A 22557-nucleotide genomic window follows, 5' to 3' on the forward strand; every position below is an offset into this window, starting at 1 on the left:
AGAGCAAGAAATCAAACTCGACACCTACTTTTTAATAGCAACTCGGTTTATAGGAGACCGCCATGATTAAATTGCTTAAAATATCAGCCAATAAGTCTACGATAGCAGCGTTTGTTTTTGCTATCGGTGCGAGTGTAAGTACAGTGCCAGCAGTTGCCAGTCATCACTTTGAAAGTAAGTTGGCTCAGGAGCACCCTGAATTTGATCTGACTGATATGTTTGTATTTGACTCAGAGCGCCGTGGTTACACTGCATTTATGATGGATGTGAATCCAACCACCCAAGGCAGTGCTGCTTTTGGAGACAAAGGTGTTTACAGCTTTCATATTGCCAATGATAAATTCTTTCGAAATGGTGGAATAACGATTACAGCACATGTAGAAGGTGAACAATTGGTTTTTGGGCTCGTAGATGGCGCGAATCAAGCTGTTGGTACAAAAGGTAAGATATTTGGTAAGGCTAAAATAGGCAAAACCGTCAAATTTAAGAATGACGTAAAGGTATGGAGCGGTGCAGCACGAGATCCATTTGTTGGAAATTCCGAAGGCATTGTCGGGTTTTTAACAACTCTGATTGGCAAAGGGAAACTTGATTTGTCTCAGTTCAATAATGGGGTTGACTTATTTAAAGACTTTAATAGCAGCATCATTTTAGTTGAAGTGCCAAACGACATGTTGCCTAAAAATATTAACGTGTATGCCAGTAGTGCGATGTACAATGTTGACCAGTGGGTACAAGTGAATCGAGTGGCAAACCCGCTTGTGACACATATGTTTTTGGCAAATAACAAAATGGAAGTGAATGAGCATATTCAACACCGCCCTGATAGTGATATGTCACGAAGGTATGCGATATCTGGGATGGTGTTAAGGGCTGTCGCTCTTGATGGGAAATTGTCTAACCCTGTCGAATATGCGGACTCAGTTGCAGCGCAATTGTTACCTGATATGATTTCTTACAAGGTGGGTAGCAGTGCTGAGTATGGCTACCCCAAAGTCAATGGACGTAAACCCAATGACGACGGCATGGACGCAGTGCTAAGCTTACTGGTTGGGCGTAAGGTCACTGATTATGCAAATACCTTTAATCGACACCCTGTTAAGTTTCCATATGTCGTACCAGTACGGTAATACCTTCTTTATTATTTAGCCCGACCATGGTGTTTCCCATAGTTGAGAAACACCACAATACATCCGTCCCTTTTTGGATAGTATATTCAAGACACTGTTAGGTATGCCTTACATGCTGGACTTAACTTTGATGAAAATCAGTGGCGGCTTGGAAATTATGTTAAATATCACAGACTGTCTTAATCACGACACTGCCCATCATTATGAGTTCCAATTGGACCATGAAACCGCGTCTGTTGAGGATATTCATCGTCATTTAATTAAGTTGAGAGCGATACGTATCTCTGAGCGCTATCAATTTTAAATGTTTAGATTGATTACAAGGTAAATCCCAGAATAAAAAATACACTTAGACATAAATAGAAGTGTTTGAGACATGCATATTTGAAAGGCACAAAGGGATACTGCCTTAAGTAAGCTGATGTTGGTGAGGTTACGATGCCAATGTATGGTCTAAGTTGGGTATTAAAGGTTTTTTTATATGAAATTGAAATAAATTAGCTAAATTGAAACATTGGGTTAACATTGTATTACGCTGAGATAATATCGTGGTCTGTTTGTTAGATACAGTGATAAATAGGCTTCTGACACAGGATAGACATTTCAATCAGGTAGTTTATGAATCGACGGCAACCAATTGAGAAAGTAAAAATTACACATTTAATTAATAAATACCTTAGGATCAGAGCATATTCAACGGCCTTATGCGCAAACTTACAAGTTGAAGATTATACAGTTCAACCTATTGCTGATGTTAGCCCGCCGAAGTGGCATTTAGGTCATACGACGTGGTTTTTTGAAGAAGTTATCTTAGTAAAACACATGGCTGATTACACAAGATTTCACCAAGGGTATCGCATGCTATTTAATTCATACTATAAATCAGCTGGCGAACATTGGTTGCAAAGCCAACGGGGTGACCTGTCAAGACCAACGGTTGATGAGGTCATTGATTACCGAAGCTATGTAGATAAGCAAGTTGTGGACTTTTTATCCTTAGCTAACGTGGACGAATCGGTACTATCTTTATTAGAAATCGGGTTACATCACGAACAGCAACATCAAGAGCTGTTGCTTATGGATATCAAATATATATTAGGCTGTAATCCTCTTTCCCCTGTTTATTGCGATCAGGCGTTAGACACCATATTAACGCTAGAAAAAGCACAATGGTGTACGTTTGACGAAGGCGTTTATGAAGTCGGTGCTATTGATAGTGGGTTTGCTTATGATAATGAAAAACCAAGACACAAGATCTATAACTATGCTTTTGCTATTAGTGAAAACACAATCACAAATGGCGAATATTTGGCGTTTATTCAAGATGGTGGATATGACCGAGCAGAGTTTTGGCTGAGTCTGGGGTGGGAGTGGTTAACCGACAAGAAAATTGCTCATCCTTTGTACTGGAAAAAGATAGGCAAGGAATGGTTTGAGTTTACACTACATGGTTTGATGCCGTTAGACCTCAATCTTCCTGTCACACATGTTAGCTATTTTGAAGCCGACGCGTTTGCCAGTTGGAAAGGCGTAAGACTACCCATAGAGCAAGAATTAGAGATTTATTTATCAGCTAGCTCTGCTTGTACGGTGACACCTGATAGTAAGAAGCGAAGCGACAATAAGACAAGTATGTACCATCCTGTAGCGAGTGACGCGCATTTTGGCCAGGTTTGGTGTTGGACGAAAAGCCACTATTCGGGCTACCCCGGTTACAAGCCATATCAGGGGATGCTAAACGAATACAATGGTAAGTTCATGTGCAACCAGTTTGTTTTGAAAGGTGGATGTGTGGCTACACCCAGTGATCATTATCGCCATAGTTATCGAAATTTTTATCAACCACATCAGCGCTGGATGTTTTCTGGCATCAGACTAGCTAAGGATATTGAATGACACATTTTAGACTTTTAACCCGAACCTCCGGTGGAGAAGTATCACATGATGATCAGTTTGCAATTGATGTACTGACTGGGTTGAGTGCGACTCGGAAGCATTTATCTGCAAAGTACTTTTACGATGATACCGGTAGTGAAATTTTCCAAAAAATTACTCGGCATCAAGACTATTATTTAACCACAAAAGAAGTTGAAATCATTTCCAATATCAAAAATCAGTTAGCTGGTGTGATTGATGAGCAAGAAATTGACATTATTGAACTAGGTGTTGGGGATGGACATAAAAGTCAGTTAATTATTGATGGCTTTTTACAAAGTGGCTGTAAAGTCAACTTTTACCCAATCGATATCTCAGAAAAAGCCATGTTCATGTTACAAGAAAATATAGTGCCGAATGATAATTTAACTATTCATGGTGTGATAGCGGAGTATTTTGATGGCCTGAAACTGGTAAGGGGACAATCTAAAAACAAGCAGCTAGTTCTATTTTTGGGTTCTAACATAGGTAACTTTAATCGGGAGCAAAGTCTTGGTTTTCTTCGAAAACTTTGGGCCAGCCTCGAGGCTTCTGATTATGTGTTTATTGGCTATGATTTAAAAAAAGATGTGCAGAAGCTTACTGCCGCTTATAATGATGCCGATGGGTTAACTGCTCAGTTTAATCTTAACCTGTTGAATCGTATCAACACTGAGCTAGGTGGAAATTTCAAGCTGGATAAGTTTCAGCATTTTGGTGTTTATAATCCCGTATTGGGTGCTATGGAAAGCTATGTACTGTCGACTGAAAAGCAAGAGGTTTATATTTCGGCACTGCAACGAGCTTTTCAATTTGATGCATATGAAGCGATACACCTAGAGTATTCGTATAAATTCTCAAAGAAAGATATAAGTCAGCTCTCTCAACAAACTGGTTTTACAGTGGTCAAGCATTTTACTGATAGCAATGCGTATTTTGTAGACTCTTTGTGGCAAGTAGTGAAAGAAGCGCGCCAATAACTTTTTATGACCAAGTTTAGATAGCATAGATATGATGTATGCGTGGGCAACTTGATATGAGAATGTGCGGTGTTCGGCGAGTGTTTTGCTCGGGTAATTACATTGGTAATCTCGCATTTGTGGTCATATGCGAGGACATCAGTGAGTTTTGTAACACACAACACCTTCATCGCATTGCTATCAATAACAATATAGCTGCCACTGCTTTTATTGTTTACTATGATGATGGGGTCTATGGTATCAAATGGTTTTCGCCATATGGTGAAATTCAATTTTGTGGCCATGCCACGCTTGCCGCCGCTGATGTAATAATGACCTGCGATTCTCTCGCTGAGCCCCAAGCAATCACTTTTAAGTCTTCAAGCCGGACAATACGTGTGTTCAGTGAAGATGAAAATCTTTATGAGATGTACTTGTCTCAAACAACACTTGAAACCACCACGACATTTTGTGAAATATCACCGATATTTAATCAATCCCTAAGTACTGTTAAGCAAACAGAGCACAGTGATGGGTATTTTGTTGCACAAGTCGTAAATAAGTACAGTCTGATCGACTTTGACTTTATAGCCGAGGAATATAGCAAATATACTCGTAGGGCTTTGCTGGTCACCACAGCTGATGGTTTGCAAACTAACAGCCTTTATTTTAGATATTTTGCTCCTCAATATGGCAGCAAAGAAGACCGAGCAACAGGATCAGCTGCTCCTTTATTGGCGTCTTTTTGGCAGTTACCAGTAAACACATTGTTTAATTGCTATCAGCTTTCCTTAAGCGGTGCGTTTTATCAGATTTATAAAAAAGCGCAGCAAGTTTGCGTGAAGGCAAAAGTCATTAAGCAAGGATTATAAATTGGTAGAGTATGCTTGTACTAAAAAGCCCAGCTATTAGCTGGGCTTTTTAATTTAAATGCTTATTAAATCTTACAAGCGCCGCCTTCACAGCCATCATCTTCAGGCTCAGGCTTCAACTCGTCTTGTGCATCAGCAGCACCATCACGGGTGTTATGATAGTAAAGTGTCTTAACACCAAGCTTGTATGCTGTTAATAAGTCTTTTAGCAACAGCTTCATTGGTACTTTACCGCCTTCAAACTTAGTTGGGTCATAGTTTGTATTTGCAGAGATTGTTTGGTCGACAAACTTCTGCATGATACCAACTAGGCCTAAATAACCATCGTTAGAAGGGATGTCCCATAGTAGTTCGTACTGATCTTTAAGTTTCTCATACTCAGGCACAACTTGCTTTAGGATACCGTCTTTACTTGCTTTAACACTGATATGCCCGCGAGGCGGTTCAATACCATTTGTCGCGTTTGAGATCTGCGATGATGTTTCAGAAGGCATTAGCGCTGATAACGTTGAGTTTCTCATGCCATGCTCTTGAACACTTGCTCTTAGCGCGTCCCAGTCAAGGTGAAGTGGCTCGTCACAGATTGCATCGATGTCTTTTTTATAAGTATCGATCGGCATAATGCCTTGAGAGTATGTTGTCTCATTAAACTTAGGACATGCACCGCGCTCTTTTGCAAGTTCGTTAGACGCTTTCATCAAGTAGTATTGAATTGCTTCAAACGTTTTATGCGTTAAGCCGTTTGCACTGCCGTCTGAATATCTCTTACCATTTTTAGCTAGGTAGTAAGCAAAGTTGATGACACCTATACCCAGAGTACGACGTCCCATTGTTGCAGTGTGTGCTGCTGGAACAGGGTAGTCTTGGAAGTCTAGTAGGTTATCAAGTGCACGAACTGCAAGCTCTGCCAGCTCTTCAAGCTCAGATAAATCTTCAATCGCACCTAAGTTGAATGCAGATAGTGTACATAGTGCAATTTCACCTTCAGCGTCATTGACGTTGTTCAACGGTTTAGTTGGCAGCGCAATTTCTAAACATAAGTTAGATTGACGGATAGGGGCAACTTTCGAGTCAAATGGACTGTGTGTATTACAGTGATCAACGTTTTGTAGGTAAATACGACCCGTGCTTGCACGTTCCTGAGCAAACATTGAAAATAGCTCAATTGCTTTGATGCGCTTTTTACGAATTGACTCATCTTGCTCATACTTTAAATAGAGCTCTTCGAAACGTTCTTGGTCTTCAAAGAACGCATCGTATAGTCCCGGAGTATCCGAAGGGCTGAATAGCGTGATGTAATCATCTTTTAGTAAACGCGCATACATCGTTTTATTGAACTGAACACCGTAGTCCAAGTGACGAACACGGTTCTCTTCAACACCACGGTTATTTTTTAGCACCAGTAGGTTTTCAACTTCTAAGTGCCAAAGCGGATAGAATAAAGTGGCCGCTCCACCACGCACACCGCCTTGTGAACAGCTTTTAACTGCTGTTTGGAAGTGCTTGTAGAATGGAATACAACCAGTATGGAATGCTTCACCGTTACGGATAGGGCTACCAAGTGCACGAATGCGACCTGCATTTACTCCGATCCCAGCGCGTTGGCTCACATATTTAACAATAGCAGAAGAAGAGGCGTTGATTGAATCTAAGCTATCATCACACTCAATTAGTACACATGAACTAAACTGACGCGTCGGTGTACGAACACCTGCCATAATAGGCGTTGGTAGTGAGATTTTAAACTGTGACACGGCGTCGTAGAAACGTTTAATGTAGTCTAAACGCGTGTCTTTTTCATAATCTGAGAATAGGCTAGCGGCTACTAGTATGTACAAAAACTGCGCGCTTTCATAAATTTCGCCAGAAACACGGTTTTGTACTAAATATTTCCCTTCTAGCTGTTTTACCGCAGCGTAGCTAAAAGTCATGTCACGACTATGGTCAATGTAGTCATTCAACTCGTTGAATTCTTCACGAGTGTAATCTTTCAATAGGTGTTCGTCGTAGCGCTTGTCGTCAACAAGTTTTGCGACGTGGTCATATAGATGTGGTGGCTCAAATTGACCGTATGCTTTTTTTCTTAAATGAAACACTGCTAAACGCGCTGCAAGATATTGATAATCAGGCGTATCTTTAGAGATTAGATCAGCAGCTGCTTTTATGATTGTTTCATGGATATCTTCAGTACGGATCCCATCGTAAAACTGGATATGAGACTTCAATTCAACTTGAGAAACTGAAACGTTATCTAGGCCTTCCGCAGCCCAAGTAATAACACGATGGATTTTATCTAAATCAAGCGGCTCTTTACGACCGTTTCTTTTACTGACAGATAATTGTTGGTTCATAAGCTATGCCCGTATTCCCAAATTCTTATATTGGCTAGGAAATCACCACTAGATATGGTGCCTATTTGAAAGTGCATCACAAGATAGTGTGGTTGATATTATTTTGCAAGAGAACAACTTCACTCAAATTGTGGATAACATTGGGATAAATTACATGTGTTAGTATTTACTAACCTTCTGCTATCCACGGAATCTGTGTGCGTAAAAAAATCAACTTAAGCTCACTAATTTTTGCCTTTTTTTTGCAAAAAAACTGAATGATTTTTTTATGTTCAATTCTTTACCCAACTAAGTGTAAGACACAATATGTAGTGTCTCAAATTATAATTCTTCACTATATGTGCGAAATTATATCTGTCGGGTGTTTTAAGTTTAGGTCAGCCTGCCATGACCGAGCCACTTCTAAAGAAGGTATAAAGCCCCACAATGCAGCTACTGATCTCATATTTGCCGCTTTAGCGGCTGCGATATCACGTTCTGCATCGCCTACATAGATTGTTTGAGATACATTGGCCCCGAGCTTTTCAGCGGCTAACAATAGTGGAGCAGGGTGAGGTTTAGCAACCTCGAGCGTGTCACCACAGATGACAACTTCTATATTTCTCAACGTTTCTATATGCTTTAAAAGGGGAAAGGTCAAAAACTCAGGTTTGTTGGTGACTATTCCCACGGCGATGCCATTTTGATGTAAATACTGCAATAGTTTGTCAATGCCGTCAAAGCAATGACTGTGGATAGCAATATTACTTTCATAAAAGTCTAAAACTTGTTGCCTCAAGGTCGCTAAGTCATAGTTGACTAGCTTATCTTTAAACCCAACTTCAAGCAGGGCTTTGACGCCATTAGAAATGGCGGGGCTATATTCACTTTTCGAAAGTGTGGGTAATTCATGCTCTGTAAGAACATGGTTCAACGCGGCACCCAAATCATCGCTGGTATCAAGTAAAGTGCCGTCTAAATCAAATAAAACGGCTTGGATCATGCTAGTTTCTCGAAGTGGAGTAGGTAATTTACACTTACGTCATCTGTCAGGGTAAACGTTTTAGTGAATGGGTTATAACTAATTCCCGCAGCGGCACGTACTTTTAGTCCATGTTGCTCGGCCCAACTAATTAAAGTTGAAGGGCGGATGAATTTGTTGTGATCATGTGTGCCCTCAGGCACCATTTTTAAAAGTTTTTCCGCTGCGACCACAGCTAATAAATAAGCTTTATGTGTTTTGTTTAAAGTAGAAAAAAATACGCTGGCTCCGGGCTTTGCTGCTTTTGCGACAGCGGCGATGATTGCTGCAGGGTCTGGCACATGCTCTAACATTTCCATGCAAGTAACTACGTCAAACTGCTCAGGATGCTCATCAGCGAAAACTTCAGCGGGTATTTTTTGATAATCTACGCTGACACCGCTTTCAAGGCTGTGCAATTTAGCGACATTTAAAGGTTCTTGGCCCATATCAATGCCTGTCGCTTCTGCGCCAAGCTTAGCCATACTTTCAGTTAGGATCCCGCCACCACATCCAACATCAAGTACTTTCTTCGAGAATAATCCGGCACTTTTGTCGTTGATGAAGTCCAACCTTAATGGGTTGATGTCATGTAGCGGTTTAAATTCTCCCTCTGTATCCCACCATCTTTCGGCTATTTCTTCGAATTTTGCGATTTCTTGGTGGTCTACATTTTGATGTTCGGTCATAAAAAGCTTCCTCGTTTATCTGGGCGCATTGTATTGGCTATTTATAAAAATACCAGACATTTTACGACTGCAAATTGAATTTACCTGTGTTACTATCGGCAGCCGAATAAATAATAACTTAACCCTTTGTTGCTATTAGTGTGACACAAAAGGGCAAGACTCTGAAGGAAAGTGGTATCAAATGACTGATCTCGCCAATGAAATCCTCCCGGTCAATATTGAAGATGAATTGAAAAATTCATACCTTGATTACGCCATGAGCGTAATCGTAGGGCGTGCATTGCCAGACGTACGTGACGGACTGAAGCCAGTTCACCGTCGCGTACTTTTCGCAATGAACGAGCTACGAAATGACTGGAACAAACCTTATAAAAAATCAGCTCGTGTAGTCGGTGACGTCATCGGTAAATACCACCCTCATGGTGATAGTGCAGTATACGATACAATCGTACGTATGGCTCAGCCATTCTCTCTACGTTATATGCTTGTTGATGGCCAAGGTAACTTCGGTTCTGTCGATGGTGACTCCGCAGCGGCAATGCGTTATACCGAAGTACGTATGGCAAAGATGTCTCATGAGCTTCTTGCTGATCTTGACAAAGAAACGGTCGACTACGTACCTAACTATGATGGCACAGAGCAGATCCCTGACGTACTACCTACGAAAGTGCCAAACTTATTAGTGAATGGCTCTTCAGGTATCGCAGTTGGTATGGCGACAAACATCCCGCCACATAACCTAACTGAAGTGATCAATGGTTGCTTGGCAATTATTCAAAACCCTGACATCACCATTGAAGAGCTAATGGAATATATTCCAGGCCCTGATTTCCCGACTGCGGCAATCATCAGTGGTAAAAAAGGCATCGAACAAGCCTATAAAACTGGTCGTGGTAAAGTTTATATCCGTGCTCGTGCAGAGATTGAGACTGACGAGAAAACGGGCAAAGAAACGATTATTGTCCACGAGATCCCTTATCAGGTTAACAAAGCGCGTCTTATCGAAAAAATTGCTGAACTAGTAAAAGATAAGAAAGTGGAAGGTATCAGTGCATTACGCGATGAATCTGACAAAGACGGTATGCGTATTGTTATTGAAATTAAGCGTGGTGAAGTAGGCGAGGTTGTTCTTAACAATCTGTATGCTCAGACACAGCTACAAACCGTGTTTGGTATGAACATGGTTGCACTTGATAACAATCAACCTAAGTGTTTCAACTTAAAAGAAATGCTAGAAGCGTTTGTTATTCACCGTCGCGAAGTGGTCACACGTCGTACAGTTTACGACTTACGTAAGGCAAGAGACAGAGCACATACGCTAGAAGGTCTTGCTATTGCACTGGCAAACATCGACCCAATTATTGAGCTAATTCGTAAGTCACCAACACCATCTGAAGCGAAAGCGGCATTAACCGCGCGTGCATGGGAGCTTGGTTCTGTTGCACCTATGCTTGAGCGCGCAGGCGAGCAAAATGTTGCGAGACCTGACTGGTTAGCAGATGAGCTTGGTATTAGAGATGGTCAATATTACCTTTCTGAACAACAAGCACAGGCAATTCTTGATTTACGTCTTCATAAGCTGACAGGCTTAGAGCATGAGAAGATCTTAGGTGAATACCAAGAACTATTAGACGTAATTGCTGAGCTACTACACATTCTTTCATCACCTGAGCGTTTGATGGAAGTTATCCGTGATGAGTTGGTTGAAATCAAAGAAGTATATGGTGATGAGCGTCGCACGGAAATCACTGCCGCAGCACATGACATCAGCCTTGAAGACCTTATTAACGAAGAAGATGTTGTTGTAACACTATCTCATGAAGGTTACGTGAAGTATCAACCTCTATCTGACTACGAAGCACAGCGCCGTGGTGGTAAAGGTAAAGCAGCAACGAGAATGAAAGACGAAGATTTCATCGAGCGTCTACTTGTTGCTAATACACACGACACAATACTTTGTTTCTCGACAGCGGGTAGATTGTACTGGTTGAAAGTATATCAATTACCACTGGCATCAAGACAAGCACGTGGTAAGCCAATTGTTAACTTATTGCCTCTTGAAGAAGATGAGCGTATCACAACGATTTTACCAGTTCGCGAATATGAAGAAGACAAATACGTCTTAATGGCAACAGCCAATGGTACAGTTAAGAAAACACCACTGACTGCATACAGTCGTCAGCGTGCAAGCGGTATTATCGCAATCAACTTGAACGAAGGTGATAACCTAATTGGTGCTGATATCACTGATGGTAGTAATGACATCATGTTATTTACTGACCACGGTAAAGTCGTTCGCTTTAATGAGAAACTGCGTGACTCAGAAACAGGTGAAGTGAAACTTGACCCTGAAACAGGCGAAGAGATGTTGGCATTACGTCCGATGGGTCGTACTGCAACGGGTGTCCGTGGTATTAAGATGCCAGATGGCGTAAAAGTTGTTTCATTGATTGTGCCTAAAAACGACGGTGCTATCTTAACGGTAACAGAAAATGGCTATGGTAAGCGTACGCCGTTGGATGAATACCCAGCCAAGAGCCGAGCGACTCAAGGGGTTGTATCAATTAAGGTAACTGAGCGTAACGGTAACGTAGTTGGTGCAGTTCAGGTTGAAGACAACAATGAAATTATGCTTATCTCTAACCGAGGTACTTTGGTTAGAACACGCGTAAATGAAGTCTCTACAGTAGGACGTAACACGCAAGGTGTTATATTGATCCGTACAATAGAAGATGAGCAAGTTGTCGGGCTTCAGCGTATCGAAGAAATTGAAGTAGATGATATTGAAGATGCTGTTGTGGATGACGCTCAAGGTGAAGAAACACCACCGAGTGAACCAGAACAAGATTCTGAATAAATAAAAAAGCGGCTTAGGCCGCTTTTTTATTAAAAAAATTCAACCAAATTAAATAATTTGACCCAGAATTTTGTTTCATCTGACCCTGTATTTGATGTAAATTCATAGACTGAAAGTTTATTTCCGTGTCGCGTTGTATAAGCAACCCTTTGCTGCTTGGCGGCACGTTTTATTTGGAATGAGGAAAATATGACTGTTTATAACTTTTGTGCAGGCCCAGCGATGTTGCCCCCTGCTGTAATGGAGAAAGCGCAAGCAGAGTTTATCAACTGGCAAGGTTTAGGCGTATCTGTAATGGAAATAAGCCACCGCTCCAAGCCGTTTCTTAAGTTGGCTGAAGAATGTGAAGCTAGCTTAAGAAGGTTGATGAATATCTCTGATGAATTTGAAGTGCTATTTATGCACGGTGGCGGCAGAGGTCATTTCTCAGCGGTGCCTTTAAACTTACATTTGGATGATGCACCAGGTGTGTATGTTGAGAATGGTATTTGGTCAATTGGCGCAACGAAAGAAGGCGCAAAGTTTACGCAGGTTGAATCTGTTGATATTCGTACGGACAAAGAGGGTCAATTTGATATTTTACCGGTTTCAGATTGGTCACTACCTGAAAATGCATCTTTCGTCCATTACTGCCCGAATGAAACCATAGATGGCATTGAAATTTTTGATGTGCCAAAGCATCCAACAGCGCCAATCGTTGCGGATATGTCTTCAATGATTTTATCCCGTGAAATTAATGTCGATGATTTTGATTTAATATATGCTGGCGCACAAAAGAATATCGGCCCGTCAGGTTTGAGCATTGCAATTGTTCGTAAGTCTTTATTAGAAAGAGAAGGGTTACCGCGCCCTGCAATTTTAGATTACGCAATCGAAGCAAAGCAAAACAGCATGTACAACACACCACCAACATACGCTTGGTACTTAGCTGCGGAGGTATTTAAATACCTAGAGTCAATTGGTGGCGTGCCTGCAATGGAAAAGCACAATAAAGAAAAAGCGGCGTTGTTATACGATTATATTGATGGCTCTGATTTTTATTACAATAAAGTAGCGAGCACTTGTCGTTCATTAATGAACGTACCGTTTTGGCTTAAAGATGACGCACTTAATGACACCTTTCTTGAGCAAGCAGAACAAAACGGGTTAATGGCGCTTGAGGGTCATCGTTTTGTCGGTGGCATGCGCGCAAGTATCTATAACGCAATGCCGATTGAGGGCATTGAAGCATTAATTGTATTTATGAAAAAGTTTGCAGCGGAGCACAGCTGATGGAACAGTTATCTTTAAAACCAATTAAAAAAGTGTCTGGCTCAGTGACGCTTCCGGGCTCAAAAAGCTTATCAAACCGTATTCTCTTACTTGCAGCATTATGTGACGGTGTTACTGAAGTACGCAATTTGCTTGATAGCGATGACATTCGTCATATGTTAGGTGCATTGGATGTGATGGGCGTTAAAGTAGATTTAAATGAGGATAAAACGGTTGCTAAAGTTTATGGTAGTGGCGGTCAATTTAAAACACCTGCACAGCCATTGTTTTTAGGTAATGCTGGTACTGCTTTTCGTCCGTTGACTGCGGTATTGGCTGCGACAGAAGGCCAGTTTACGTTGACAGGTGAGCCTCGAATGGAGGAACGTCCGATAGGTCACCTGGTTGATGCACTTGATGTATTGGGCGCAGATGTGACTTACCTAAAAAACGAACATTATCCGCCTCTTGACATATCAGGTAAGAAACTCAAAGGTGGTACTGTTGAGATTGATGGCAGTATTTCAAGTCAGTTTTTAACAGCGCTCCTGATGGCTGCACCTTTATTTGATGGTAATAGTGAAATCAAGATCTCAGGTGAATTGGTTTCAAAACCTTATATTGATATTACTTTAGGTGTTATGAAACAGTTTGGTGTGGTTGTGGAGCATGATAACTATCAAGTTTTTTATGTTAAAGGCCAACAAGGGTATACATCTCCGAACAGTATTATGGTTGAAGGTGATGCTTCTTCAGCTTCTTATTTCGTTGCCGCTGCAGCAATCGCAGGTGGTGAGATAGAAATAAATGGCGTAGGCAAAGCAAGTGTACAAGGTGACATTGGCTTTGCAAAAGTAATGGAGCAAGTTGGTGCCAAAATCGAATGGTTTGACGAGAAGTTGGTTGTAACTAAAGGAGATCTTGTTGGTGTTGATATCGATGCAAATGAGATACCCGATGCAGCGATGACGCTTGCGACCGTTGCTTTGTTTGCGAAAGGAAAAACGGCGATTCGTAATATTTATAATTGGCGAGTTAAAGAAACCGATCGTTTGTATGCAATGGCTACAGAACTTAGGAAAATTGGTGCCAACGTCGTCGAAGGCGAAGACTTCATTGAAATTGAAGCGCCGGCAGAGTTTAAACGAGCTGAGATTGACACCTATAATGACCATAGAATTGCAATGTGTTTCTCTATGGTGGCAGTTGGAGGTGAATCAGTCACGATTAATGATCCAGGTTGTACAGCAAAAACCTTCCCAACATATTTTGACGTATTAGCGTCAATTTCACAGCACTAAACGCTAAACTAAGAGCGTGTTTTTTACACGCTCTCATACCCAATTAAGATACAAATTCGACAATAGAACAAAAAGTTACATGTTGATAAGGATCTATTCATCAAACTTGCGTATAATGAGCGCCGATTTATATAAGGTGTGCATTTCAGGAGGTTTTAATGCAGGCTGCAATGCCCGTAATCACCGTAGACGGCCCAAGCGGATCTGGTAAAGGGACTGTGTGTCGTTTGTTGGCTGAGAAGTTAAATTGGGATGTATTAGACAGTGGAGCGATTTATCGTGTGTTGTCTATTGCAGTGTTACATCATCAAATCGCTCTGGATAACGAAGAGGCGCTAGTACCTTTAGCGGCTAATCTCGATGTTCAGTTTATGATTGATAGTGCGTCGAAAAAATCTAAGATAGTGCTTGAAGGCGAAGATGTCACGAGTACTATTCGAAATGAAGAGGTGGGTGCCACAGCTTCAAAAATAGCGATGCTTCCACGGGTTCGAGAGGCGCTTCTACGCAGACAGCGTGCATTCAGAACTGAAAATGGCCTTATCGCAGATGGAAGAGATATGGGGACTGTTGTGTTCCCATCAGCAGAGCTAAAAATTTATCTCACGGCCAGTGCTGAAGAGCGTGCAAAGAGACGTTTTAATGAGTTGAAGGAAAAAGGTCATGATGTTACACTACAGGGCCTTTTAGAAGACATTAAAGCCCGTGATGAACGAGATATGAATAGAAAAGTTGCACCTTTGGTGCCGGCTGATGATGCTATTCATATTGATACCACGACTTTAGATGCTGACCAAGTATACCAGCAAGTCCTTAAACTTGTTGATGAAGCAGTGTTGGCCGGCAAACTTCCAAAAGTTAGCTAATTAATCATATCACTGGCAGGGCCGCCGGTGTTTTTTTAACTACCCCATGCAGCATGGTCGCTTATTGGTACATTTATATATGAGACGTATTTAGTATGTCAGAAAATTTTGCGCAGTTATTTGAAGAAAGCCTAAAGGGTTTTGAAGCAGAGCAAGGCTCTATCGTTAAAGGTACAGTTATCTCAATCGAGAACAACATCGTTCTTGTTGATGCTGGCCTTAAGTCTGAAAGTGCAATCCCTGCAGAGCAATTCAAAAATGCTGCTGGTGAACTAGAAGTTGCTGTTGGCGACGAAGTAGATGTAGCACTAGATGCAATCGAAGACGGTTTCGGTGAAACTATCCTTTCTCGTGAGAAAGCGAAGCGTCACGAAGCTTGGATCCGTCTAGAGAAAGCATGTGAAGAGCAAGAAACTGTTATCGGTATGATCAACGGTAAAGTTAAAGGCGGTTTCACTGTTGAAGTTGATTCAATCCGTGCTTTCCTACCTGGTTCACTTGTTGATGTTCGTCCTGTACGTGACACTGCTCACCTTGAAGGTAAAGAGCTTGAGTTCAAAGTAATCAAGCTTGACCAGAAGCGTAACAACGTTGTTGTTTCTCGTCGTGCAGTTATCGAATCTGAGAACTCACAAGAGCGTGAAGAGCTTCTTGCTAACCTTGTTGAAGGTCAAGAAGTTAAAGGTATCGTTAAAAACCTTACAGACTACGGTGCGTTCGTAGATCTTGGTGGTGTTGACGGTCTACTTCACATCACTGACATGGCTTGGAAGCGCGTTAAGCACCCAAGTGAAATCGTAAATGTTGGTGACGAAATCGCTGTTAAAGTACTTAAGTTTGACAAAGAGAAGACTCGTGTTTCTCTAGGTCTTAAGCAACTTGGCGAAGATCCTTGGGCAGCTATCGCTGGTCGTTACCCAGAAGGTGCTAAGCTTACTGGTCGCGTTACTAACCTTACAGACTACGGTTGTTTCGTTGAGATCGAAGAAGGCGTTGAAGGTCTAGTTCACGTTTCTGAAATGGATTGGACTAACAAGAACATCCACCCTTCAAAAGTTGTTTCATTAGGTGACACTGTTGAAGTTATGGTTCTTGAAATTGACGAAGAGCGTCGTCGTATTTCTCTTGGTCTTAAGCAGTGTAAAGCTAACCCTTGGCAGGAATTTGCTCGTCTACAGAACAAAGGCGATCAAGTTACTGGTAAGATCAAGTCAATCACTGACTTCGGTATCTTCATCGGTCTTGAAGGCGGCATCGACGGTCTTGTACACCTTTCTGACATCTCTTGGAACACTCCAGGCGAAGAAGCTGTACGTGAGTACAAGAAAGGCGACGAGATCACTGCAATCGTTCTTCAGGTTGACCCAGAGCGTGAGCGTATCTCACTAGGCGTTAAGCAAATCGAAGCTGATCCTTTCAATAACTACCTAGACGCAAACAAAAAAGGTGCTATTGTTAAAGGTAAAGTGACTGAAGTTGACGCTAAAGGCGCAACTGTTGAGCTTGCTGAAGGTGTTGAAGGTTACATCCGTGTAGCTGACATCGCTCAAGAGCGCGTAGAAGATGCAACTTCTGTTGTTTCTGAAGGTGACGAAGTTGAAGCTAAATTTGTAGGTGTTGACCGTAAGAACCGTGCGATCAGCCTATCTGTTAAAGCTATCTTCGAAGCTGAAGAGAAAGAAGCTCTAGAGAAGCTTAAGAAAGAAGAGCCAGCATTCGAAAATGCAATGGCAGCAGCTTTCAAAAATGCTCAAAAAGACTAATTCTTAAGTCTAATCAAGAAGGGCACTTTAGCCCTTCTTTTTTTATTTAAAGGAAACGTTATGACAAAGTCTGAATTAATAGAAAAACTTGCTGAACAGCATGCACATGTTCCTGTAAAAGACGTAGAAAATGCAGTAAAAGAAGTTTTAGAACAAATGGCGGGTTCACTATCTGGTTCTGATAGGATCGAAATCCGTGGCTTTGGCAGTTTCTCTCTGCACTATCGCTCACCTAGAACTGGTCGTAATCCTAAAACGGGTGAAACAGTTGAGTTAGATGGTAAATATGTACCGCACTTTAAGCCTGGTAAAGAATTAAGAGATCGCGTAAACGCCAGTCTCGAAGGGTAATTGGAGATACCTAATTTGGTTCGAGTTTTAAAAAAAGGACTACTTTTGGTGTTGCTTTTAGTGGCGTTTGTAGTAGGCACACAGAATCCGAATGTTGTGGAAGTAAACTTTATCGTTGCAAGTGCCGAAATGCCGTTAGCGACACTCCTTAGTTTATGTCTGTTTTCAGGTATACTACTTGGAGTTTTGTTTAATTTAGCCTCAATAGTAAGGCTGAAGCAGAAAAATCATCAGTTACATAAAACGAACAACTTATTATTGAATAAAGATCAAAGCAAATCATGATCGAGCTTTTGTTCTTGCTGCTTCCTGTTGCCGCTGCCTATGGGTATGTAATGGGTAAGAACAGTGCTAAAAATTTAGCACACGAGCAAAATAGAAAAATCACATCAGAATACAGTAAAGGCCTTAAGTTCCTGCTTGATAGGGAAGAAGATCAAGGTCTCGAACACCTTATACAACTTCTAGAAGTCTCTGCTGACTCTGTAGAGCATTACCTGACCCTGGCCACTTTGTTTAGAAAACGAGGGGAGTTGGACAGGGCAATTAAAATTCATGAATTATTAATTGAACAACCTAATCTCGATTTTGAACTGGTAAAATCATGTCGATTAGAGCTTGCGAAAGATTATATTATGGCAGGACTTTTAGATGGGGCAGAATCTAATTTAGTTGTGCTTGTCAAAGCGGGTTTTGATGAGGCACTAGAGCCAATGATCCAGCTTTATTCACAAACTAGAGATTGGCAAAAAGGTGTTAATATGTATGAGGCATATTCTGAACTTTTTGCTGATAAAGCGAGTTGTGCCGCGATTGCAAACTTTTACTGTGAAGTTGCAATTGAGTCAAATGATACCAAGTACTTTGAAAAAGCAACAAAACTCAATCACCAAGCTGTGAGGCCTTTATACGAATTAGGGCTTGACGCACATGATCGTCAAGACAATGTTAAAGCAATCTATTATTGGCGAAAGCTAACTTCTGAATTCCCTCAAATTGCACCGCTTATTATCAATGAGCTTCAATCCTGTTATGAAGCACTGAATATCACCACAGAATTTTACGGGCTAGTTGAAGAGTTACTGCCAAGTGCAGGTGTGACAATAAGAATAAAGCACTGCCAGGGGTTAGTCGAATCAGGAAAGTTGGCAGAGGCCATCGTTTTTTTGACTGATAGCTTGAAAAGGGAGCCTTCAATCCGAGGTTTTAGTTATTTACTTCAGTTGTTGAGTGCTAAAAATGTAAAAATTCAAGATGTGTTAGAAGAGATTGATCATCTAGTTACATCTTACATATCCACTAAGCCGGATTATCAATGTAACAAATGTGGCTTTACAAGTCATAAACTATACTGGTTATGTCCGTCGTGTAAAACTTGGGAGTCTGTTATACCCAGTCGTGGCTTAGATGGATACTGATATTGTATGTGATTCTTTTAAAAGAAAATTAAGGTAATTATGTCAAATATTGAACAAAAGAAAGTGCTAATTGCATTAGATTATGACAACGAGAGTGCGGCTTTAGCATTTGTGTCTCAGCTTTCACCAGATGAGTGTCGTTTAAAAGTGGGTAAAGAGATGTTTACTTACTTTGGCCCTCAGTTTGTTAAAAAGCTAGTAGATCTAGGATTTGACGTATTCCTTGACCTGAAATTTCACGATATTCCAAACACGGTTGCAAAAGCTGTTACTGCAGCAGCAGAATTGGGAGTGTGGATGGTTAATGTGCACGCGAGCGGCGGTACAGAAATGATGTCAAAAGCAAAAGAGGCGTTAAGTCAATATGGCGACAAAGCACCTTTGCTTATTGCCGTAACGGTTTTGACAAGTATGGACCAAGCACAGCTTAGTAAATTGGGCATTGATAAAACGCCTCAAGAGCAAGTACTTTACTTGGCAAAGCTAGCAAAAGAATCAGGTTTAGATGGTGTTGTATGTTCGGCACAAGAAGCTGAGACATTGAAAGTGCAGCTTGGTAATGATTTTAAGCTGATCACGCCGGGAATTAGACCTGCGGGAAGTGATGCAGGTGATCAAAAGCGTATCATGACACCAGCCAAAGCGATTCAAGCTGGCAGTGACTATTTAGTGATTGGTAGACCAATTACAAAAGCTGAAGATCCAGCACAAGCACTAAGAGATATCAACGCGAGTATCGCTTAAAATATTTACTCGTTAGAGCTGATTGGGCTCTAACGAGCCTCTCCCGCTTTATTTAATGCGCTTACCTTTTTTATTGTTTTATTTTATATAAATCTAGATTGATGTTTGCTACGTACAAAAGAGCTTAATAACCGTTTGTAAGGCAGGATTAATCAAGCGTTATGAGTAAAGCTCTTTATTGGTTTACCGACGATTTGAGGCTTCAAGATAATTTAGCCCTCAACTCTACACTTTATGCATCTAACAGCATTATGTTTATCTATGTGTTAGATGAATACCTATTTTCGGCAACAAATTTTAATCATGTCCACCTTGGAGACAAGAGATTCAAGTTTATCCAGCAGTCATTAGTTGACTTGTCAGAGAAAATACAACGACTTGGTTATGAATTATACATTTTCAAGGGCCATAGCAGGGCAGTTTTAAACCGTTTGATCACCCATATGGGTATTGAGGTCGTTGGCTGTCATTTAGGGAGCGGTTACGATGAACGACGCACTTTACAGCATATCAAGTCTGATAACGACAGTGTGCGGTTTATTCATCAGCATAACAACCTCATGTTTGGCCCGCAGCAGCTGGAAGCAAAAGATCTGACTGGATCTTTCTCCAAATTTAGAAAAAAAGCAGATAAATTGACAGTATCTTTACCTGTTGAAGATATGTTTTCAGAAACTCTGCCTCTGCCTTTATCGGTGGGCGATGCTTTAACAGCCGACGATAGATATAAACTTGATAATGAAATACACAGTAGTGCTGGCCAAATTGAAGGCGGGGAAAATGTAGCTCATAAATATTTAGAAGAGTACTTTTCGACCCAGAGCGCATCGTCATACAAGTTAACTCGAAATGCACTAGATGGAAAGTATAATTCTACGCAATTTAGTCCTTACCTGTCAGTAGGCAACATCTCACCAAGACAAATTATTAACAGACTTGATATGTATGAACAGAAACAAGGTGCAAATGATTCTACTTATTGGATTCGATTTGAATTAATGTGGCGAGACTTTTTTCATCATAAAGCGATCCAAAAAGGGAGTAACTTATTTAAGTTTGCCGGAGAAAGGGGAGTTCGACCTTTAACAACATATTATCCACAGCGGTTCAAGCGTTGGTGTAATGGTACAACTGAATACCCACTTGTGAATGCGTGTATGAGAGAGTTGAATGAAACTGGGTTCATGTCTAATCGAGGCAGGCAGATTGTGGCAAGTTGCTTGGTGAACGAGTTGCAAGTGGATTGGCGCTATGGTGCCGCTTATTTTCAGCAACAACTCATTGACTATGATGTCGCTTCTAATTGGGGAAATTGGCAGTATATTGCAGGCGTTGGCGACGACCCCAGAGGAGGCAGACATTTCAATATTGGAAAACAAGCGCAAATGTATGACCCAGACGGTGCATTTCAAAATAAATGGAGCAGTGACGGGGAGCAGATCGCCAGTGATGTTGATATGGTTGATTGGCCTGTGATGAGTACAAAGCATGGCCATTAGTGTTGTATGGTTAAAAAGGGACTTGCGTTTACAAGATCATGCTGCGCTTTATGAAGCGTCAAACTCGGGAAAAAACGTGCTTCTACTGTATTGTTTTGAGCCAGCGATGATCAAAGATAAGCATACATCGCGCAGGCATTTGAGGTTCATTTCTCAATCCCTTGAGGATATTTCAAAACGCATTCCCTCTGACAGCCTTTATTGCGCTTATGGGAATATCATTGAGGTGCTTGAGCAGATTAGTCAAGAGGTTGGTATAGATGCATTGTACTCCCACCAAGAGGTAGGGCTAGGATTTACTTTTGAAAGGGATAAGCAAGTTGCATTTTGGTGTGATAGACATGGAATTAATTGGAAAGAGTTTCCTCAAGGTGCCGTGATAAGAGGGCTCAAAGCCAGAACCTGTTGGGATAAGAATTGGCAAAGGGTTATGCGCGAGGCCGCGGCAGATATTGAACCTGACAAGGTGAATTGGTTTTCTATTGGTAAGCATTTTTCCATGCATGTAGACATCTCGTGCTTTCATTATGAAGCAGAGGCTGCATATTTTCAGCCAGGTGGAGAGTCACTCGCTTGGCAAGTTATAAACTCATTCTTTAATGAGAGAGGGAAGGAATATGCGTTTTCTCTTTCCAGTCCCGAAAAGTCTCAACAGCACTGTTCTCGGTTATCTGCTCATCTCGCTTGGGGTAATGTGAGTTTGAGACAGGTATATCAAACTGTTTTAGACAATTGGAAAAAACCGCATTGGAGGCGCTCTCTTGTGGCTTTTACATCAAGATTGCACTGGCACTGCCATTTTATTCAAAAGTTTGAAAGTGAATGTGATATGGAGTTCAGGTGTGTGAACCGTGCATATGAAGGCATGCCAAGAGTAACAGGCAATGTGGCTGCGGAAAGATTAAAAGCTTGGCAGGAAGGTAACACCGGTGTGCCTATGGTTGACGCATGCATGCGTAGCTTAATTAAAACAGGGTATCTGAACTTCAGAATGCGTGCCATGTTGGTGAGTTTTCTATGCCACCATTTAGAATTAGACTGGCGTGAGGGCGTGACCCACTTAGCAAAGCTATTTTTAGATTTCGAACCAGGAATACACTACAGTCAGTTTCAGATGCAGGCAGGGGTTACTGGGATAAATACAATTCGCATATATAACCCAGTAAAGCAAGGTGAAGACAAAGATCCTGATGGTGTATTTGTGAAAAAATGGGTCCCTGAATTGGTTAATATACCAGCGCCTTTAGTTCATGCACCCTGGGATTTAACTGAGATGGAACAAATGATGTACGGTATCGAACTTGGTGTCGATTACCCAACCCCCATTATTGATTTAAAACAAAGCTATACTCAAGCTCAAGCACTTATGTGGTACTGGAAAAAGAGAGAGGATGTAGCGATTGAGGCCAAACGTGTTTTGGCAATTCATGTAAGGTAAGTACGGTGCATAAAAAAGTAAATTTGCCTACGAAAGTGTGTGTGACATGCAATCGTCCGTTCACTTGGCGAAAAAAGTGGGAAAGAGACTGGGCTAATGTCAAATATTGTTCTAAGCGCTGTGCTTCAAACCGTCAGAAAGAGAGTTAATGAAT

The 22557-nt window shown here is 41.3% G+C and carries 20 protein-coding genes; 17 read left to right on the plus strand and 3 right to left on the minus strand.

What is annotated here, in order from left to right; genetic code table 11:
• The first annotated feature begins 62 nt into the window (after positions 1-62).
• From S4054249_RS09435 to S4054249_RS09455, 5 genes are all read left to right on the plus strand, one after another.
• The gene (locus S4054249_RS09435; RefSeq protein WP_046355335.1) at positions 63-1130 is read left to right on the plus strand and encodes a DUF4331 family protein; all 1068 of its coding nucleotides are present in this window, start codon (positions 63-65) and stop codon (positions 1128-1130) included.
• Between the two features lie 112 nt (positions 1131-1242).
• Positions 1243-1434 carry a hypothetical protein gene (locus S4054249_RS09440; protein WP_046355334.1) on the plus strand — a complete coding sequence of 64 codons (192 nt, stop codon included), beginning with the start codon at positions 1243-1245 and terminating at the stop codon, positions 1432-1434.
• 314 nt (positions 1435-1748) lie between these two features.
• The gene (gene egtB, locus S4054249_RS09445) at positions 1749-3026 is read left to right on the plus strand and encodes an ergothioneine biosynthesis protein EgtB (protein WP_046355333.1); all 1278 of its coding nucleotides are present in this window, start codon (positions 1749-1751) and stop codon (positions 3024-3026) included.
• Complete coding sequence (locus tag S4054249_RS09450) at positions 3023-4024, plus strand: L-histidine N(alpha)-methyltransferase (protein ID WP_046355332.1); 1002 nt, start codon at positions 3023-3025, stop codon at positions 4022-4024. The genes egtB and S4054249_RS09450 overlap by 4 nt, the downstream gene beginning before the upstream one ends.
• A 38-nt stretch (positions 4025-4062) precedes the next feature.
• A complete protein-coding gene (locus S4054249_RS09455) occupies positions 4063-4875 on the plus strand; it encodes a PhzF family phenazine biosynthesis protein (RefSeq protein WP_046355331.1) in 813 nt (270 codons plus the stop codon).
• Between the two features lie 65 nt (positions 4876-4940).
• Here S4054249_RS09455 and nrdA read toward each other — a convergent pair whose 3' ends face one another.
• From nrdA to ubiG, 3 genes are all read right to left on the minus strand, one after another.
• Entirely contained in the window at positions 4941-7226 is a 2286-nt protein-coding gene (gene nrdA / locus S4054249_RS09460) for a class 1a ribonucleoside-diphosphate reductase subunit alpha (RefSeq protein ID WP_046355330.1), read from the minus strand.
• A 334-nt stretch (positions 7227-7560) separates the two neighbouring features.
• Positions 7561-8208 carry an HAD family hydrolase gene (locus S4054249_RS09465; protein WP_046355329.1) on the minus strand — a complete coding sequence of 216 codons (648 nt, stop codon included), beginning with the start codon at positions 8206-8208 and terminating at the stop codon, positions 7561-7563.
• The gene (gene ubiG, locus S4054249_RS09470; protein WP_046355328.1) at positions 8205-8915 is read right to left on the minus strand and encodes a bifunctional 2-polyprenyl-6-hydroxyphenol methylase/3-demethylubiquinol 3-O-methyltransferase UbiG; all 711 of its coding nucleotides are present in this window, start codon (positions 8913-8915) and stop codon (positions 8205-8207) included. The genes S4054249_RS09465 and ubiG overlap by 4 nt, the downstream gene beginning before the upstream one ends.
• Positions 8916-9096: 181 nt before the next feature.
• Between ubiG and gyrA the strand changes: the two genes are divergently transcribed.
• From gyrA to S4054249_RS25865, 12 genes are all read left to right on the plus strand, one after another.
• Positions 9097-11772, plus strand: a complete 2676-nt coding sequence (gene gyrA, locus S4054249_RS09475) for a DNA gyrase subunit A (RefSeq protein ID WP_046355327.1) — start codon at positions 9097-9099, stop codon at positions 11770-11772.
• Between the two features lie 189 nt (positions 11773-11961).
• Entirely contained in the window at positions 11962-13044 is a 1083-nt protein-coding gene (gene serC, locus S4054249_RS09480; protein WP_046355326.1) for a 3-phosphoserine/phosphohydroxythreonine transaminase, read from the plus strand.
• The gene (aroA, locus tag S4054249_RS09485; protein ID WP_046355325.1) at positions 13044-14324 is read left to right on the plus strand and encodes a 3-phosphoshikimate 1-carboxyvinyltransferase; all 1281 of its coding nucleotides are present in this window, start codon (positions 13044-13046) and stop codon (positions 14322-14324) included. The genes serC and aroA overlap by 1 nt, the downstream gene beginning before the upstream one ends.
• Positions 14325-14482: 158 nt before the next feature.
• Positions 14483-15190, plus strand: a complete 708-nt coding sequence (gene cmk / locus S4054249_RS09490; protein ID WP_046355324.1) for a (d)CMP kinase — start codon at positions 14483-14485, stop codon at positions 15188-15190.
• A 95-nt stretch (positions 15191-15285) separates the two neighbouring features.
• Complete coding sequence (gene rpsA / locus S4054249_RS09495; protein WP_046355323.1) at positions 15286-16953, plus strand: 30S ribosomal protein S1; 1668 nt, start codon at positions 15286-15288, stop codon at positions 16951-16953.
• Between the two features lie 60 nt (positions 16954-17013).
• Positions 17014-17304, plus strand: coding sequence for an integration host factor subunit beta (gene ihfB / locus S4054249_RS09500; protein WP_023401704.1), 291 nt, complete (start codon positions 17014-17016; stop codon positions 17302-17304).
• Between the two features lie 129 nt (positions 17305-17433).
• A complete protein-coding gene (locus tag S4054249_RS26915) occupies positions 17434-17589 on the plus strand; it encodes a LapA family protein (protein WP_230851914.1) in 156 nt (51 codons plus the stop codon).
• On the plus strand, positions 17586-18722 hold the full coding sequence (locus S4054249_RS09510) for a lipopolysaccharide assembly protein LapB (RefSeq protein WP_046355321.1): 1137 nt from the start codon (positions 17586-17588) through the stop codon (positions 18720-18722). Before S4054249_RS26915 ends, S4054249_RS09510 begins: the two co-directional genes overlap by 4 nt.
• Positions 18723-18761: 39 nt before the next feature.
• Positions 18762-19466, plus strand: coding sequence for an orotidine-5'-phosphate decarboxylase (gene pyrF, locus S4054249_RS09515; RefSeq protein WP_046355320.1), 705 nt, complete (start codon positions 18762-18764; stop codon positions 19464-19466).
• Positions 19467-19627: 161 nt separating this feature from the next.
• On the plus strand, positions 19628-20965 hold the full coding sequence (locus S4054249_RS09520) for a DASH family cryptochrome (protein ID WP_046355319.1): 1338 nt from the start codon (positions 19628-19630) through the stop codon (positions 20963-20965).
• Positions 20955-22403 carry a cryptochrome/deoxyribodipyrimidine photo-lyase family protein gene (locus tag S4054249_RS09525; RefSeq protein ID WP_046355318.1) on the plus strand — a complete coding sequence of 483 codons (1449 nt, stop codon included), beginning with the start codon at positions 20955-20957 and terminating at the stop codon, positions 22401-22403. Before S4054249_RS09520 ends, S4054249_RS09525 begins: the two co-directional genes overlap by 11 nt.
• Positions 22404-22408: 5 nt before the next feature.
• Positions 22409-22552, plus strand: coding sequence for a DUF2256 domain-containing protein (locus S4054249_RS25865; protein ID WP_080928310.1), 144 nt, complete (start codon positions 22409-22411; stop codon positions 22550-22552).
• Positions 22553-22557: the final 5 nt, after the last annotated feature.

Origin of the sequence: Pseudoalteromonas luteoviolacea (genome assembly GCF_001750165.1) — a bacterium.
Lineage (GTDB): Bacteria > Pseudomonadota > Gammaproteobacteria > Enterobacterales > Alteromonadaceae > Pseudoalteromonas > Pseudoalteromonas luteoviolacea_G.